The organism is Candidatus Edwardsbacteria bacterium, assembly GCA_018821925.1.
GTDB lineage: Bacteria > Edwardsbacteria > AC1 > AC1 > EtOH8 > UBA2226.
Genome location: JAHJLF010000068.1, coordinates 12,638 through 27,474 on the forward strand (window position 1 = coordinate 12,638; position 14,837 = coordinate 27,474).

19 protein-coding genes are annotated in these 14,837 nt (G+C 49.7%); 2 read left to right on the forward strand and 17 right to left on the reverse strand.

Annotated elements, in window-relative coordinates:
• Positions 1-3: 3 nt before the first annotated feature.
• The 8 genes from KJ869_08160 to KJ869_08195 all read right to left on the reverse strand — a co-directional run bounded on the left by KJ869_08160 (position 4) and on the right by KJ869_08195 (position 5,988).
• Complete coding sequence (locus KJ869_08160; GenBank protein MBU1577165.1) at positions 4-114, reverse strand: DUF885 domain-containing protein; 111 nt, start codon at positions 112-114, stop codon at positions 4-6.
• Between the two features lie 4 nt (positions 115-118).
• A complete protein-coding gene (locus KJ869_08165) occupies positions 119-898 on the reverse strand; it encodes a GGDEF domain-containing protein (GenBank protein MBU1577166.1) in 780 nt (259 codons plus the stop codon).
• 73 nt (positions 899-971) lie between these two features.
• Positions 972-2,033 (reverse strand): DUF362 domain-containing protein, encoded by a 1,062-nt coding sequence (locus tag KJ869_08170; GenBank protein MBU1577167.1) that lies wholly within the window; start codon positions 2,031-2,033, stop codon positions 972-974.
• A 296-nt stretch (positions 2,034-2,329) separates the two neighbouring features.
• On the reverse strand, positions 2,330-3,499 hold the full coding sequence (locus KJ869_08175; GenBank protein MBU1577168.1) for a Fic family protein: 1,170 nt from the start codon (positions 3,497-3,499) through the stop codon (positions 2,330-2,332).
• 131 nt (positions 3,500-3,630) lie between these two features.
• The gene (locus KJ869_08180; protein MBU1577169.1) at positions 3,631-3,978 is read right to left on the reverse strand and encodes an ArsC family transcriptional regulator; all 348 of its coding nucleotides are present in this window, start codon (positions 3,976-3,978) and stop codon (positions 3,631-3,633) included.
• A 9-nt stretch (positions 3,979-3,987) separates the two neighbouring features.
• Positions 3,988-4,632, reverse strand: a complete 645-nt coding sequence (locus KJ869_08185; GenBank protein MBU1577170.1) for a hypothetical protein — start codon at positions 4,630-4,632, stop codon at positions 3,988-3,990.
• 161 nt (positions 4,633-4,793) lie between these two features.
• The gene (locus KJ869_08190) at positions 4,794-5,387 is read right to left on the reverse strand and encodes a hypothetical protein (protein MBU1577171.1); all 594 of its coding nucleotides are present in this window, start codon (positions 5,385-5,387) and stop codon (positions 4,794-4,796) included.
• Positions 5,374-5,988 (reverse strand): CsgG/HfaB family protein, encoded by a 615-nt coding sequence (locus KJ869_08195; GenBank protein ID MBU1577172.1) that lies wholly within the window; start codon positions 5,986-5,988, stop codon positions 5,374-5,376. The genes KJ869_08190 and KJ869_08195 overlap by 14 nt, the downstream gene beginning before the upstream one ends.
• 359 nt (positions 5,989-6,347) lie before the next feature.
• On the opposite strand from KJ869_08195, the gene KJ869_08200 reads away from it, so the two are divergent.
• Positions 6,348-6,827, forward strand: a complete 480-nt coding sequence (locus KJ869_08200) for a hypothetical protein (protein MBU1577173.1) — start codon at positions 6,348-6,350, stop codon at positions 6,825-6,827.
• 37 nt (positions 6,828-6,864) lie between these two features.
• A complete protein-coding gene (locus tag KJ869_08205; GenBank protein MBU1577174.1) occupies positions 6,865-8,148 on the forward strand; it encodes a phosphatidylserine decarboxylase in 1,284 nt (427 codons plus the stop codon).
• Between the two features lie 225 nt (positions 8,149-8,373).
• On the opposite strand, the gene KJ869_08210 is transcribed toward KJ869_08205, so the two are convergent.
• The 9 genes from KJ869_08210 to KJ869_08250 form a co-directional block, all read right to left on the reverse strand.
• A complete protein-coding gene (locus KJ869_08210; GenBank protein MBU1577175.1) occupies positions 8,374-9,675 on the reverse strand; it encodes a tetratricopeptide repeat protein in 1,302 nt (433 codons plus the stop codon).
• A gap of 297 nt (positions 9,676-9,972) precedes the next feature.
• Positions 9,973-11,622 carry a hydroxylamine reductase gene (hcp, locus tag KJ869_08215; protein MBU1577176.1) on the reverse strand — a complete coding sequence of 550 codons (1,650 nt, stop codon included), beginning with the start codon at positions 11,620-11,622 and terminating at the stop codon, positions 9,973-9,975.
• 20 nt (positions 11,623-11,642) lie between these two features.
• A complete protein-coding gene (locus KJ869_08220) occupies positions 11,643-12,005 on the reverse strand; it encodes a cupin domain-containing protein (protein ID MBU1577177.1) in 363 nt (120 codons plus the stop codon).
• Between the two features lie 101 nt (positions 12,006-12,106).
• Complete coding sequence (locus KJ869_08225; protein MBU1577178.1) at positions 12,107-12,772, reverse strand: flavin reductase; 666 nt, start codon at positions 12,770-12,772, stop codon at positions 12,107-12,109.
• A complete protein-coding gene (locus KJ869_08230; protein MBU1577179.1) occupies positions 12,769-13,437 on the reverse strand; it encodes a 4Fe-4S binding protein in 669 nt (222 codons plus the stop codon). Before KJ869_08230 ends, KJ869_08225 begins: the two co-directional genes overlap by 4 nt.
• A gap of 20 nt (positions 13,438-13,457) precedes the next feature.
• Positions 13,458-13,847 carry an Rrf2 family transcriptional regulator gene (locus KJ869_08235; protein ID MBU1577180.1) on the reverse strand — a complete coding sequence of 130 codons (390 nt, stop codon included), beginning with the start codon at positions 13,845-13,847 and terminating at the stop codon, positions 13,458-13,460.
• A gap of 70 nt (positions 13,848-13,917) precedes the next feature.
• Positions 13,918-14,286: a hypothetical protein gene (locus KJ869_08240; protein MBU1577181.1), complete on the reverse strand. Its 369-nt coding sequence runs from the start codon at positions 14,284-14,286 to the stop codon at positions 13,918-13,920.
• Between the two features lie 127 nt (positions 14,287-14,413).
• Entirely contained in the window at positions 14,414-14,632 is a 219-nt protein-coding gene (locus tag KJ869_08245; GenBank protein ID MBU1577182.1) for a DUF401 family protein, read from the reverse strand.
• 1 nt (position 14,633) lies between these two features.
• A partial coding sequence (locus tag KJ869_08250; GenBank protein ID MBU1577183.1) for a hypothetical protein occupies positions 14,634-14,837 on the reverse strand: 204 nt, incomplete at its 5' end.

A 14,837-nucleotide genomic window follows, 5' to 3' on the forward strand; every position in this document is an offset into this window, starting at 1 on the left:
TCATCAACTGTTCCCCTTGATGTATTCGTCGGTCAATCTTTCCAGCATCTCCAGCGGGATGCTGCCCTGCTGCAGAACCATCCGGTGGAATTCTTTGATGTCGTATCCTTTCACAATATTACCGATACACCACAAATTTTATATCATCCTTTCCGCTGTCCTTGACCGTGTACATTAGGTTGTCGGCCCGCTTGATCATCTCATCGACGCTGTCGGGGAATTTTTTGAACAGCACCAGCCCCATGCTGAAGCTGACCGGCCATTTTTTCCTTTTGACCTCCGCCAGGAAATATTCCTTCATCCGCTTCATAGCGGCCAGACTCGAATCCTCGGTGGCCCTGGGCAGCAGCACGGCGAACTCGTCGCCGCCCAGCCTGGCCACCATGTCGCCATCCCGCAAATTCTTTTTGATTATCTCCGCTACCAGTTTAAGCAGTTGATCCCCCACACTGTGCCCGAAGGTGTCGTTGACGCCCTTGAAATTATCCAGGTCGATATAAGCCAGCGCTATGGCATGGCCGCCGGCCCGGGCCTTTTGCAGCTCAGCTTGGGCAGTTTCCATAAAATTACGGCTGTTGGCCGCGCCGGTCAAAAAATCCTGACGGGCGTAGTTCTTCTCCTTATCCAGCACCTTCCTCAACTCAGACAGGGCATAGGTCACCACCACAAAGGATGACAGCCTGACCAGCATGTTCCAGTAGGGCGTCAGCAGATGGGTGTAGATGTGGCCCGCCGCCATATCGGCCGCCAGCCAGGTCAGGCCGCTGACCGCCGAGATAAACAGCCCCCACCTCAACCCTACGCACCAGGTGACCAGCGCGATGGGAAGGAGGTAAAAACTGGAGAAAGACCATTCCGGCCCGGTGTGATAATCAATCGCACCCAGTGCGATCACCAATAATATTCCGAGCGCTATTTTTGTCTTTTTGCCCCGGCTTTGAAAAGTCTTTAAAAAAACCTGAAGCATTTCTTCAATCCAAATTTATCAATTTATATTCCCGATTACCCAGTCCCAACTGTTGGGCATATTCTATCTGAAGGTTGCCGCTGCGGCCGCTTTCCTTGAGAAAGGCATCTTTACATTTGTGTGCTTTGTTTACCAGATCCAGGCTGGCTTGTTCGATGGCCACCATGTCGGTGGATGCCAGTATCCCGATGTCCCCGGTGAACGGCTTTCTGGCGTTGCGGACGCAGTCGCAGTCCGGCGAGATGTTTGCCAGCACGTTTATGTAGACCATGTGGTTGCTGTCGGACAGCACCTTGGCATATTCCACCAGCCGCCGGTTGAACAGCTCCGAACTTACCCGGTCACGGCTGGCTTCAAAGGCCTCCACCGGACAGTCTTTAAGGCACTGGCCGCATCCGATGCACTTGCGGGTGTCGATCTTGAGGGGGTTAATGGAGATGGCTCCCGCCGGGCACTGCTTGACGCAGGTCCCGCAGCGGATGCACTTGGAGGTATCGTAGTCCGGCACATAGTCGGCGTGCATGGCCCGCTTGCCCATCCGGGAGGCCAGGCCCATGGCCACGTTCTTGATGGCCCCGCCGAACCCGGCCAGTCCGTGCCCCTTGAAATGGCTGAGGATTATAAAAGTGTTATAGCGGTCCATGTGGCTGCCGGTCAGCACCCGGGTGTAGCAGGCGGTGCTGCAGGTGTAGACCTTCTCACCCTCGGAATCCAGGATGTCAATCGGCGCAAAGCCGAAGCCATGGTCATGGGCCAGCTTTAGGTGAGACTCTGTCTTCTGGCGTGGCCCGGAGTACAGCACATTGGTCTCCACGTAGGTGGTCTTGAGCAATTCCACCAGCGGCTTTGACAGATCTGGTTTCAGGTAATTCTTATTGCCCTCCTCGCCGAAGTGGACCTTGGCCGCCACCTTGCCCTTTACCTGGTCGTTGATCATCCGGTAGACCTTGAGTACCCCCTGGCCGGAGATGTCCTTGGTAAAGTAGACCGGCGAGGGTTTCTGGGTCAGGGCGATCTGCCCGGCCAGCAGGATTACTGTGGCAATAAAAATAAGATACTTTTTCATAAAAATCGCTTTTATGTTTATAAAAACTCGTCCGTGCAGATTATCAATATATACCCTTTTTTATGGCAAGTCAAGAATTAAATAGGCTGTGGTAATTCGTTATTTTTAGATTTGAAATCATCGCAGATATAAATAAAAAAGCCCCGCTTACGGTCCGCCGACTTGTCCGCCGTAGCCCAAGAAGCGTAGGCGGAAGAAGAAGCGGAGGAGGAAGCGGGGCAAACTTTATTTTACGTAATTTATTATTCGGGCCTTGCCTGGGTTGGCCTCATTGCATGACTATTGGTAGATGGCGTCTAACTTACCTGACCTTTTTTCCACGGCAAGAAAGCCAGAATTGTTTCTTTCTTCGCTCTAACTCCATCTGCTGTTCGTTCTATTAGGTTCATTTTTTCCAAAGCATTTAAATCACGCTGAATCGTTTTGTATGTTTTGTTTGCATAGTCTTTGGCTAGCCTGGGCGAAAGTTCTGCAATTTTTTGAGGCATCACCGGTTTATCTGAATCTGACAGATCTAAAACCAGATTTCTTTGCCTGATATCGGAACGGCTGATTTTGCTATGAAACATATCATGAATATAATTTTCCCACGTTACATCCCATTGCTGGTGGCGAATGCGCTCTAATTGCTCCCTTAGACCATCAACAAACCCCTGCGCAGCATAAGCCAAAAAGGGGATGATCTCGCCGCCGGTCTTACTGGCCGAATCAAGCTGACGGTAGTATTCGGTGCGTGTCTGGTTATAATGATTGCTTAAAAGATGCGCTGCCGGAGTAGGCACGCCCGCAGATAATAGTATTTGGAACTCCACCAAGCGAGCGGTGCGGCCATTGCCGTCGCCAAACGGGTGTATCCAGGCCAAGTAAATATGAGCCGCGACAGCCTTGATGATAGCGTAAACCGTCTCCATTCCGGTTGTAGGTTTAAAATCGTCACTGTTTAACCATTGACATAACCGCCCCAACAGATATTCGCAATCCTCCGCCGGCGCACCACGATAAACATTCCCCACCACCACCGAGTGCGTTCTTATTTCACCCGGCACTACATCTTTCTCAAGGGTTAATTTGTCAAGCACCTGTTTGTTAAATTCTTTTATTTTCTCCGCAGTAAGCGCATCATTGCCGTTTCGTAATCTTTTCCCGATTTGATTGCAGGCAGTAATTATATTATCAACTTCCTGGACTAAATATTCCTTTGATGGCGCCAGCTTAAGCTTGCCCTCCATGTGTTGTAATACTTGTTCTTCGGATAATGAATTACCTTCGATGGCAGTAGTGGCTGCAGCACCCTTTGCCAGGTAGATTAAATGTATCTCCTGGGCTGTTTGGGGCCGCAATGGCACACCGGCGATATGTTCACTTTTGGATGAAGCCTCGCCCAACAGCATCCATAAATGGGGTGAGGCTGAACGAAGATCAATACTGAATTTTATCCAAGGATGTGTCGTATTATATGTCTGCATACATGTCCTTTATTATGTCCACCGCAAAAGCAATAGTAACATATTGTTACCGATTTGTCAAGACATATTGTGTCCACTAAGATGTCCAATGTTTATTAAGATATTATTTCTATAATTATACCTTAGTCAGACTATGTCCCGGCTTCCAGCCAATGTTTCCAGATCTCCGGCTGATAACCAACCGTGGCTTTGGGCCCGTAGCGGACGATGGGCGTTTTGAGCAGCCTGGGATTTTCCAGCAGAACCTGCTCTATGTCGTATTTTTGATATTTGAGATTTTGGCGTTGATATTCCTTCCCCTCGGTGTCGATCAGATTCTCCAGGCCCGCGACCCGGCTGACGCTGTTAAGCTCCCCCCGGCTGAGAGCCTTCTCGTTGAGATCGATTAATTGGAATTTCACCCGACGCTCCTTGAAGAACCGCTGGGCGGCCCGGGTGTCCCGGCATTTGTTGGTCCCGAATATCTGGATGGTGGGCATAAGTTATATTTATTTCTTTTTCGTTTCTTTAGTATCTTCGACCGCCGTTTTCTCTACCCGGTACCTGATGATGGTCTGATACTTTCCCGGGTCGCCCGGGCCGAACATCCCCGGGCCTTTTAAATATTCCTCCTCATGCAGGCCGGTTATGTAATAACCGTTGTCATGGGCGTGTTTTTTGAGCCTTTCGATGGTCGGGGCTTCCTTGCTATACGGTCCGATATGCAATATCTCGGCCACCATGCCGTATTTCCATTCGGCGAGAGTTATCTTGAATCCCGGCTCGATCTTGATATCAGGCAGTTTATCCGTGGACTCCGGAACCGGCAGGGCATATTGCCCTATCCATTCGTCCAGGCTGGTGCCTAGGTCCTGCGGCCAGCGGGCCCGGGGGATCTGCATCTTGCCGCCCTTGACGGCCTTGTAATAAGCTTTGAACAGCAGGGCAAAGGCCTTGGTCCCCACGATATTGGGATCCCCCCTGGTCTCCACCACCAGCATCTTCTGGTTGGGCCTTTCGGATATCTGCGGATCCTTCAGATATTGGTACTTTGCCAGGTCCGGACCCCTCATGGCAAAGAAGAAGAATATCGCAATGGCGATGACCGCGATGATTCCCACCGCGAGCAATGATAAAAGAATTTTCTTCAACATGGGAACTCCTTTTTGACTATTTACACGTTATATTACCACTGAAAAAACCAATATTCAATGATATTTTTACCAGCCACTTGAATTATTATAAAATGAATGTTTTGATCGAAAGAAAAAGCCCTGCTTATAGCAGGGCTTTCATTATACTGTAAGTAATTGAACTAGAACCCTATCACCATAATCGCTTTAGGGATAACGCCCATTCCGGCCGATTCTTCGGTCTGCAAATTATACCCAATGTCTATCCCCAGGCCCATGGCGGTATTTCCTGTAATGTAATAATTTACGCCGGCACCGCCGCCCATAAAGGTTCCCAGATGCACCTGAAAGTAAGGACGCAGGGGCAGATAATACTGGTAATGCACAAACTCCTCGCTTTCGGTATCGAATTCATAGCGGGTATTGCGGGTGGGCACCGCCGTAAGTTTTTCGAACCGCAGCGTCAAGCCCGTATTCAGGGCTGTTTCGTCAAGGGTGTCGGTGAAAGTATACCCGTAATAACTAGACTCGCTTTCATATTCATAGGGATGTATACCGAAATGGGGGATCAGGGAGACCGCCTCATTGAATTTTAGCATCAATCCGACTTGAAAACTAAAAGAGGAACCGTTCACAAATTTAAATCCCGGCTCCAGATCCAACCCCACCCGGAATTCCCGGCCCGGCAGTTTGCGTTCGGCCGAAGCCGTTCCAACAACGGTCAACGCAATCAAAGCCAGGACCATGACCGCTTTGAAATATTTACTGCCAAACATATATTTTCTCCTCGCTTAGGGCTTTGGTGAAAGCCTGGCTGATACCTCCCAATGCTTCGCCCAGGTCCGGGCCGGACTGGCTGGCAGTGCAGATCATCACCACGTTGGCCGATTTTACCTCCACCACCCGGGCGGTGATGCCCACGGCTGTCCGCCATCCGCCTCCCCCGGAGAAAAGCCCGCCGGAGGATAACTGGAAGTCATATTGGATCACCGAGCCGTAAACGATGTAGTCAACCCCCAGGTATTTGCCCATCTCGGATATCTTTTTGGGATCGTCGGAGGTGATGGTTATGGCCTGGGAAAGGGCCACCTCCTTGAAGATATCCTTTACTTTGTCCCGTTCGATGACCTGATACCCCTTGAACAGCATTTCGATGGTCAGGATGTCGGCGATGGCATTGCCATCAGTGGAAACCCTTTCGGTCATGGTTTTTCCCGAGCTGGCGCTGTTAAATGGCAAGACGGCAAACTTGGCGGTTTTTAGATCGATCGGGCCTTTTTTATAGATATTCCCCCTTACCCTGCCCGTAGCACAGCCACCAACAGTAAGCACACCGAACAACAACAAAGCAGCACAAAGCAAAATTCTTTGCTTCATACTTGGTCCTCCTTATGTTAAGATTTACGATTGTCTGCGATTATAGATAAACGCCTGAGCGTTGTCAAGCTTAAACTATATGTCAATAAATATATAATCTAAACAAATAGGCATATTAAAAAAGCCGTGGCGCAATGCCACGGCTTTTTTTCATCCTCTTCGTTACGAAGGTCTCACTCTCCTAATTAATTAGGAGAGGGGATTAAGGATCCGGTTTTCCACTTGACAATATGTGTGGCTTAATGTACCATGTTCACAATATACAAGCAGCATAAAAACAACTGTTAGGGTCCATGAAATAAGCCGCTGTACAATGGACGCCTTTTCAGAGTCGGCGGCAAGAGAGAGAGGAGAAAGTCATGCTATTAAAGTTGTTAGATGTTATCCGAATTGGGGGCGTGGTAGTCGCGTTTTACTTTGGCAATAAAATTGGTTATGCAAATGGCTATGACCCCATTGCCCAATTACATTTCATGATCCCCATCATAATCGTAGCCGTTGCAGGAATATCCGGTTTGGAGGGTATATTTTTTGCTAAAAAGTCAGCGGAACTAAAGGGCTTTGAAGTTGGGAGCAATTATCAAAGGCAGTCTGCCATCGCCTTGCTATCCTATGCCGCAGCAGCAATTATTGTTTATATTAGTAATTGGGGGATCAAAGCAGAATTGACTATCCTATTTGCCTGCATTTTCTTTTTCTTTTTCTCCGGAATTAATCATGGTGTAGATGCCATCCGAAGAAAGAATTACAAATGGCAAAACATTAACCGCCCCTTCCTTACTTTGCTCTTGATCGCTGGATTGATTTACCCCGTTATCAAAGCACTGCAGCTCTTTTAGAAAATTTATTTCATGATATTTTAAAAAAGGAATCTTTATGAAACTGAAAAATACTTTGGCCTGGTTTTTGTCGGTTGTTGCATTATGCTCTTTTTTGAGCGTTAGTGCTCTTGCACAGGATGCCAAGCCGGCACAAATAAAGCATGAAGCAATTACAGAACAATTGATAACTATGGTAGAGCATAGTGCAGAAACAAAAAAAATGCTTATTAGGTCCATCGAACTGGCAAAAACAATTAATCCCGATAAGGTAACAAATCCGGCCCAGAGTTTAGAAGAATATTACATTTTTGTAGATTGGGCAGCAAAGGCAATGCCCTGGTCCATTTTACCCAATCTTCCGTATTCAACGTTGTACGATCAAATCGATCAGGGCTTGGATTACTTCTATTTCATTAATGATCAACCACTTCCTGAATTAATAAATAAAGGGTATTATAACAATTCCCTCCAATACCATGAACCATATCGCACATGGTTAATCAATTTTACAAAAGAATGGGGGATGTATTTAAGCAAAGAGGAGTCCTGGAAAGACGAGTACTGCAAAAAAGCTTTAGAAGATGAAAGATTCGGATTGCAAAAAGGGTGGTATGAAGATCCCTCAAAATGGAAAACATTCAATGATTTTTTCGCAAGGTATCTGAAATCACCTGATCAACGCCCGATTGCATCTCCAAATGATCCATCAATCGTATCATCTCCTGCCGATTCAAAGCCTCAGGGCGTATGGAAAATAGACAAAAACTCCCATATTGTGCATAAGAGGGGCGTTACAATCAAATCTAATGTTTTCAAATCCATAGCTGTGCTTATTGGTGAAGGAAGCGCGTACCAGAACACTTTTGCCAATGGAACGTTAACACATACCTTTCTCGATGTAAACGATTATCACCGCTATCATTTCCCGATTGGCGGAACCATAAAAGAAGTTCGCATTATTGAGAGCGATGATGCGGCTGGTGGTATTACTACATGGGACGCCACGGCCAAAAGATACCTGCTCGACTCTAACACTCCCGGCTGGCAAAATATTGAGACACGTGGTTGTGTAATTGTTGAAACTGAGAAATACGGCTTGGTGGCGGTGTTACCAATTGGAATGTCGCAGATATCCTCGGTTAATTTTGAAGAGACCATCAAGGTGGGTAATACTGTCAAGAAGGGAGATATGCTTGGATATTTCCTGTTTGGCGGTTCAGATTATGTAATACTATTTCAAAGCCAGGTTGACTTTAAATTAACCGTCCCCAAAGAAAGCAATAGCACCTATAAACACGTTCTGACGGGTGAAGAATACGGTAAACTTACGATAAAATAATGATGTGCTTGGCTGATAGGACAAAGAACCTCGAGGGAATAAGTTTAATCCCAAATGCCTAACATTGAGTTCGAGCGGATAAACATAGAACAAATAAGACCAGAAAAAGCCGTGGCGTAATGCCACGGCTTTTTCTTTTTCATCCTCTTTCAATGTAACGAGGGTCTCACACTCCTGATTTATTAGGAGAGGGTTGGGGGGAGCCTGTCCTGAGACAACCGCCCATCATTCCATCTCGGTCAGTTCCTCCAGCCGCAACCTGACGGCCAGATCTGGAGCCGCATTGTACGCCGATTGATAGGCCACCCGTGCTTTTCGTTTGTCGTCAAAGTCTCCGGTCAGCTTGAATAGCTGGTAGCAAACCTCGGCTGTTTGACTATGATTCAGCCTGTCGTCCACCAAAGCGCGCATCATGCCCTCTGCCGCAGTCCTGTCGCTCTGGGCGGCAATACGGGCCTGCAGCAGACGGCTGGCGAATTTGATTTCCTGCTTCCCGATCTCGGCCGCCACCTCCAGCGCCTCGGCGTTCAACTGTTTGGCTTGCCCGGCCTTCCCCTGTAACAGGAACAATTCAACCATTTGGTTGAGGTTCTCGGCCAGCTCAGGTCTCAGTTTCAGCTCCCGGCACAAGTCTATTGCCCGCTGGTAATGATTCAGCGCCTTGGGAAACGCCAGCAGCGCCTTATACAAGCCGCCCAGCGAACCCTCCGCAAAACTTATGCTGCGCTTGTCCCCCAGCTCTTCGGCCAGCGCCAGATGCCGGCTGTAGTATTCCCTGGCCATCGGATAATTGTACTGGAGTAAATAGATCCGACCTACGTTGCCCAGGGCATAGGTTCTGGATCTGATGTCGCCCAATTCGGTCATGATAACCAACTGACGGCGGTAGACCTCCATGGCTTTATCCAGCAAACCCTGATGACGATAGATGTTTCCCAGCACGCCGTAAGCCACACCCAGGTTCCGCTTGTCCCCCAGCTCCTGGGCGTTTTGGAGGAATTTTAGAGTATATGCCAAAGCTTGGGCGTGTTGGCCCCGTACCCGGTAGATGTTCCCCATGTTGCCTACGGTCTGGCTGATGGCATAGTTGTCTTCCAGGGCCTCGGCAATTTTCAAGTGCCGCTGGTAGAACTCCATGGCCCGATCGTAATCGCCCTGGGCCCGGTGAACGTTGCCGATCTCGGCCAGTATCCGGCCGACTGCTTGCTGGTCATCCACCCGTTCGTAGTATTTCAGTGCTTTCCCCAGCAAGTCATAGGTTTCGCTGTATCGGCCCTTCTTGAACAGCACGCCGGCCAGTAATACCTGCCCCTCGGCCTGAAGCCGCTCGTCCTTTTGGACCTCGGCCAGTTCCAGGCTGTACCTATGTATGGCTTCGGCCTGGTTCCAGTCGCCTATGATGTCCAGCACCTCGGCCTTGCGTTGCAGCAATTGGTGGGGATGAAAGGTCTGATGAAAGTCGTCTGGCGATGACAGCCATAATATCCTGACCCGGCCCCGGTATTGTTCACTATAGTTCAACTCCATGCCTTTATTCTATCATAAATCACTCCGGCGTCAAAGAAAAAACACCCGGTTGCTAAACATAAAATTTAAAGTCTCTGATAAGCACTAAATATCAACCGTCATTTTTTATTGAAGAAAATATTGTATAAAACCAGTACCCCCTTTTCATTGTTTTATGGTCTTTTTTTTTGGGAACTGACCATCGTTGGCCGAAGAAACTAAAGGGAAAAAGAAAAGCCGGGGCTTAGTGCCACGGCTTTTTCATCTTCCTTCTTATCACACACCCCTTCCCTCATGGGGAAGGGGTAGGGGTTAGGTCTACTTCCCTGCCATCATCATATTCACGTCCTCCTCCACCCCGGCCGTGGGCTGAACATTGAACTTCTCCACCAGCACTTTCAGAACATTGGGCGACACAAAGGCCGGCAGGGTCGGCCCCAGGTGAATATTTTTTACTCCCAAATGCAGCAGGGCCAGCAATACCAGCACCGCCTTCTGCTCGTACCAGGCAATGTCATAGCTTACCGGCAGTTCGTTTATATCCTTTAACCCGAAGGCATCTTTCAGGGCCAGGGCGATTAAGACCAGCGAGTAGCTGTCGTTGCACTGTCCGGCATCCAGCACCCGCGGGATGCCGCCGATGTCCCCCAAACCCAGCTTGTTGTAGCGATACTTGGCACAGCCGGCGGTCAGGATCACCGCATCCTGGGGCAGGGCCTTGGCAATATCGGTAAAATATTCCCGGGATTTGTGCCGCCCGTCGCACCCGGCCATCACCACAAACCGCTTGATAGCCCCGCTCTTGACGGCCTCGATCACCTTGGGCGCCAAAGCCAGCACTTGGTTATGGGCAAAGCCCACCGTCAATTGCCCGTCCTCCAGCTTCTCCGGGGCTTTTGACTTCTGGGCCATGGCGATGACGGCCGAAAAATCCTTCTGTTTGCCCGGCTCCCGGTCGGCTATGTGCTTGACCCCGGGGAACCCCACCACTCCGGTGGTGAAGACCCGGTCCTTGTAGCCGTCCTTTGGCGGGACCAGGCAGTTGGTGGTCATCAGCACCGGGCCGTTGAACTTCTCGAATTCCTCATTTTGGTGCCACCATGAGCCGCCGTAGTTTCCGTGAAAGTTTGTGTATTTTTTAAAGGCCGGATAGGCATTGGCCGGCAGCATCTCGCCGTGGGTGTAAACGTCCACGCCCTTGCCCTTGGTCTGCTCCAAAAGTTCTTCCAGGTCCCTCAAATCATGCCCGCTTATGAGGATACCAGGATTCTTGCCCACGTCCAGTTTGACACTAGTGATCTCCGGGTGGCCGTACTTTTCGGTATTGGCCTTATCCAGCAAAGCCATGGCCTTGACCCCGTATTCGCCGCACTTTAGCACCAGCCCGGTCAGCTCGTCGGCCGAAAGGCCGTCGTCCAGCGTGGCGGCCAGGGCCTGCTGCATGAAAAGCAGAATATCATCTTCTCTTGCGTCCAGCACATAGGCATGATGGGCATAGGCCGCCATGCCCTTAAGCCCGAACAATATGAGCGAACGCAGGGAACGGACATCCTCGTTGGCCGTAGCCAGGATCCCCACCTCCGAGCCCTTGAGGATATACTCGTTCAGATCGCTCTTGCCTGTCCAGGCGGCGGCATCGGGAAGCTTTTCCGTTGAAGCAGGTGCGACTGTCTTTTTAAGTCCGTCGCGTATCTCTTTGGCCCGATCTATCTGTTTGACGAAATATTCGGGATCAAAGTTGACGTTGGTGATGGTGGCAAAAAGCTGTTCCATAACGAACTCCGAGGCCTTGGGGTCGCACTGAGCAATCTCCTTTGCCTTGACATTGAAATATGAAATACCTTTCAGTGTATGGATCAGAAGATCCTGCAGCACCGCCACCTGGTCGGGCTTGCCGCAGACGCCCTTGGAACCGGCACAACCCTTGTTCCCGGCGGTCTCCTGGCATTGATGACAGAACATTGACATTGGGTCCCTCCTTTTATTTTTTATTTTAACTTTATCATTACCAGCACCATTTTAAAGCGCTTGGGAGCTTTGACGGCATGGGGGATATTAGCCGGCATTAAAATTATCTCACCATTGTTAACTCTGTGCTTTTTCCCGCCGATGGTGATCTCGGCACTACCCTCCACCACCTGAATCAAAGCATCGTAGGGAGCGGAATGAGGGCTCAAACCCTGTCCCAGGTCGAAAGCGAACAAGGTGACGGTGCCTGTCTTCTTGGCCACCAGCTCCTGGCTGACCACCGAGCCTTTCTGGTATCCGATCATTTTTCTCAGCATCGCCGGCTTGGCCAGCAGAGCCTGCTGAGCCGCTTTTTTAGCGGTGCACTTGGGACAACCTTTCATAATCCTCCTTTTAGTGCCACTAAGACCCAGAGGCACAAATACGCTTAACAAGTAACGTTTAACGATTAACGCTTTTCGCATCTAATGTCTACGCGGCAGGTTTAATCCACCGGTTCAAAGTTACTTTTATCCACCTGGCATACCGGGCAGACCCAATCGTCCGGTATCTGCTCAAACGGCGTGCCGGGGGCAATGCCGGAATCGGGATCGCCCAAGACCGGGTCATAGATGTAGTCGCAGACCACGCAGCGGTATTTTTTCATGACATCCCCCTTGCTTTGTGTTTGTTTTGTTGACGGTTTGATGTTCTTCCGGTACTGGTCGTATGTCAAGGGCTCTCTTTCGGAAAATTTCTCTGCCGACACCACTTCCCCCAGGAAGATAGTGTGGCTGCCGGCGTCAAATGAATTTATGACTCGGCACTCAATGGCGCCCACCGTTTCCCTGGTGATGAGATGGCAGCCGGTGATGCCGGTTTTGTATTCCGTATTGACGCATTTATCCTCTTGATGGCCCGACTTAAGCCCCCAGTGGCGGATCAGTTCCGCCGGAGCCGTGTCTGCCAGGATGGATACGGCAAAATATCCGCTCCGGAGGATGAAATCGTGGGTCAGGTTGTCTTTCTTGATGCAAACGCCGACCGATGGCGGATTGGCCCCCACCTGGAACACCGCATCGGCCGTAAAACCGTTACAGCGACCTTTTCCCAGCGAGGTAACAATATACAGTCCGTAGGTCAGCTTGTTCAATGTGGTAAGGTCGATCACAGTCTCTCACCCTTTACCGAAACGGTCTCTACGGTGATGGGCATCTTTTTGCCCGAAGCCTTTAGAGTCTGCTGAACCAAACGCAGCAAACCCTGACAGCAGGGCACCTCCATTATCGCCACGGTGACGGATCTGATGTCGTTCTGCATGAATATCTCGGTCAGCTTTTCCAGATATGGCTCGGTCTTGTCTAATTTTGGGCAGGCAATTATAAGCGACCTCCCGGCCAGCATCACCTCATGAAAATCTCCGTAGGAGAAGGGCACGCAAGAAGCGGCTATCAGCAAGTTGGCTTCATTGAGGAACGGGGCGTTAACCGGAACCAAATGCAGCTGGATGGGCCAATGGGCCAGTTGAGAGTTTACGGTTACAGCGTTTGAAGTTGCCGGAGCAGACTTTTGCTGTCGTACCTGCGAGCCGGGGCAGCCCTGTTGGGGCAATTCATGAATTGCCCTTACATTAAACCCCTCGGCCTCACGTTCAACAACCTTGATGGCCCCCTGCGGGCAATGTCCCAAGCAGGCTCCCAGCCCGTCGCAGTATCTGTCGCTGACCAGCTTGGCCTTGCCGTCCACGATCTTCAATGCCCCCTCCACGCAGTTGGGGATGCATTGACCGCATCCGTTACACTTATCCTGATCTATCTGGACAATCTTGCGTTTCATGTTTTTTACTTCCTTAGGGATCAAATAAAGGTTGAAAGTTTAGCCAAGTTCAATTTATCATCCAGATCCTTCTGCAATTTCGTAAGAGCAGGATATATCGGGCAGACATGATGATTGCAACGCCCCTGGTTCATGCAGACGCTGACCGACAGGGCACCGTCCACCGCCGCGAAGATGTCCTTGACCAGTATTCTGCTTGCCGGCCTGCCCAAAAAAAGCCCGCCGGCTTTCCCTCGCTTGGTAGTCAATAGGCCGGATTTGGCCAGTTGCTGGGCGATCTTGGACATGAAGGCCGGGGTGGTCTTTAGCTGCTTGGCCAGGGCCGAGGCCGCCAGGGGCCGCCCTTTTTCCTGCCGGGCCAGAATGATCATGGCCTGCAGGGCATATTCGTTTCTTTTAGTGATCAGCATAATTGTTTTTATATATGACTAATTTAGTCCCATTATACATTAAAAAAAGGAAACTGTCAAGCCTTAAGTTTTATTTTTCTAAAAAACTCTTTCCCGGCACACTTCTCAACAGCGGCTCCGGCTGGCTCCACCGGCCCAACTGCGTAGTAAAGTATCGGGCCTTGGCATAATACTGCCCGGTGGCATCGTCCTTTACATGCCCGGTAAATTTGTGAAGGTTGCCGAGCGAGGTCGAGGCATAATCTCCGCCGAAGGCGTAATAATCCTGCCGCCAGATTACATTGCCCAATTGGTCGGTCATCACCCGCGGAGAGCCAAGGCTTGCCCTGAGCATTGTCGAAGGGTAGTCGCAGTGATAGTAATAGCTCTTGTCCTCCTTGCGGCTGACCCCCTCCTCGCAGCGCACATCGTCCACCCATACCGTGCCGGTGCCCTGCAATCTCTGTATTGTTATTTTAACCGCACCGGTTCCAGTTGGCAGAATATTATCAGGAATGCTTACTAATTTCCAGTCAAATGTTTCTGTCTGGGTGTTGGAATTTATTCCGCCGAAAACTTTGTATTATTTATCGCCACAAATAATACAACAGGAATCCCAATAGAACTATACCGCTCGAGGCCGGCAGCAGGTAGCGGTAGACCTGGCCCCAATTAGCCTTGAAATATTCCCGGGTCAGGGCCAGGCACAGATGGCTGGGGGAGATCAGCAGCCCGGGCAGTTGGAGAGAATGGGCAAAGTGAAGATAAAATGCAAGAAGGAATTGCAGGCTATGGCCTCGGTAGATTTTATTCTATCCTGTATTTTTTTACAAATTCATTCCAATTTATTATACCAACAACATTGGGCGTTGAAACAGCAATGTATTTACCGCATGGTGACCACTCTGCATAATAACCTACCCACACCATATCATGTATATGAGAATTATATTCATCAACTACACTTACACCACCCCATCCTTGATATGGTCCATCACCAATAAAAGAATA

Coding starts and splice junctions, on each gene's coding strand:
- KJ869_08230 (MBU1577179.1), bottom strand. CDS start 13,437: ATGAAACGCAAGATTGTCCAGATAGATCAGGATAAGTGTAACGGATGC.
- KJ869_08180 (MBU1577169.1), bottom strand. CDS start 3,978: ATGCCCACCATCCAGATATTCGGGACCAACAAATGCCGGGACACCCGG.
- KJ869_08190 (MBU1577171.1), bottom strand. CDS start 5,387: ATGTTTGGCAGTAAATATTTCAAAGCGGTCATGGTCCTGGCTTTGATT.
- KJ869_08210 (MBU1577175.1), bottom strand. CDS start 9,675: ATGGAGTTGAACTATAGTGAACAATACCGGGGCCGGGTCAGGATATTA.
- KJ869_08200 (MBU1577173.1), top strand. CDS start 6,348: ATGCTATTAAAGTTGTTAGATGTTATCCGAATTGGGGGCGTGGTAGTC.
- KJ869_08220 (MBU1577177.1), bottom strand. CDS start 12,005: ATGAAAGGTTGTCCCAAGTGCACCGCTAAAAAAGCGGCTCAGCAGGCT.
- KJ869_08175 (MBU1577168.1), bottom strand. CDS start 3,499: ATGCAGACATATAATACGACACATCCTTGGATAAAATTCAGTATTGAT.
- KJ869_08235 (MBU1577180.1), bottom strand. CDS start 13,847: ATGCTGATCACTAAAAGAAACGAATATGCCCTGCAGGCCATGATCATT.
- KJ869_08170 (MBU1577167.1), bottom strand. CDS start 2,033: ATGAAAAAGTATCTTATTTTTATTGCCACAGTAATCCTGCTGGCCGGG.
- KJ869_08205 (MBU1577174.1), top strand. CDS start 6,865: ATGAAACTGAAAAATACTTTGGCCTGGTTTTTGTCGGTTGTTGCATTA.
- KJ869_08185 (MBU1577170.1), bottom strand. CDS start 4,632: ATGTTGAAGAAAATTCTTTTATCATTGCTCGCGGTGGGAATCATCGCG.
- KJ869_08195 (MBU1577172.1), bottom strand. CDS start 5,988: ATGAAGCAAAGAATTTTGCTTTGTGCTGCTTTGTTGTTGTTCGGTGTG.
- hcp (MBU1577176.1), bottom strand. CDS start 11,622: ATGTCAATGTTCTGTCATCAATGCCAGGAGACCGCCGGGAACAAGGGT.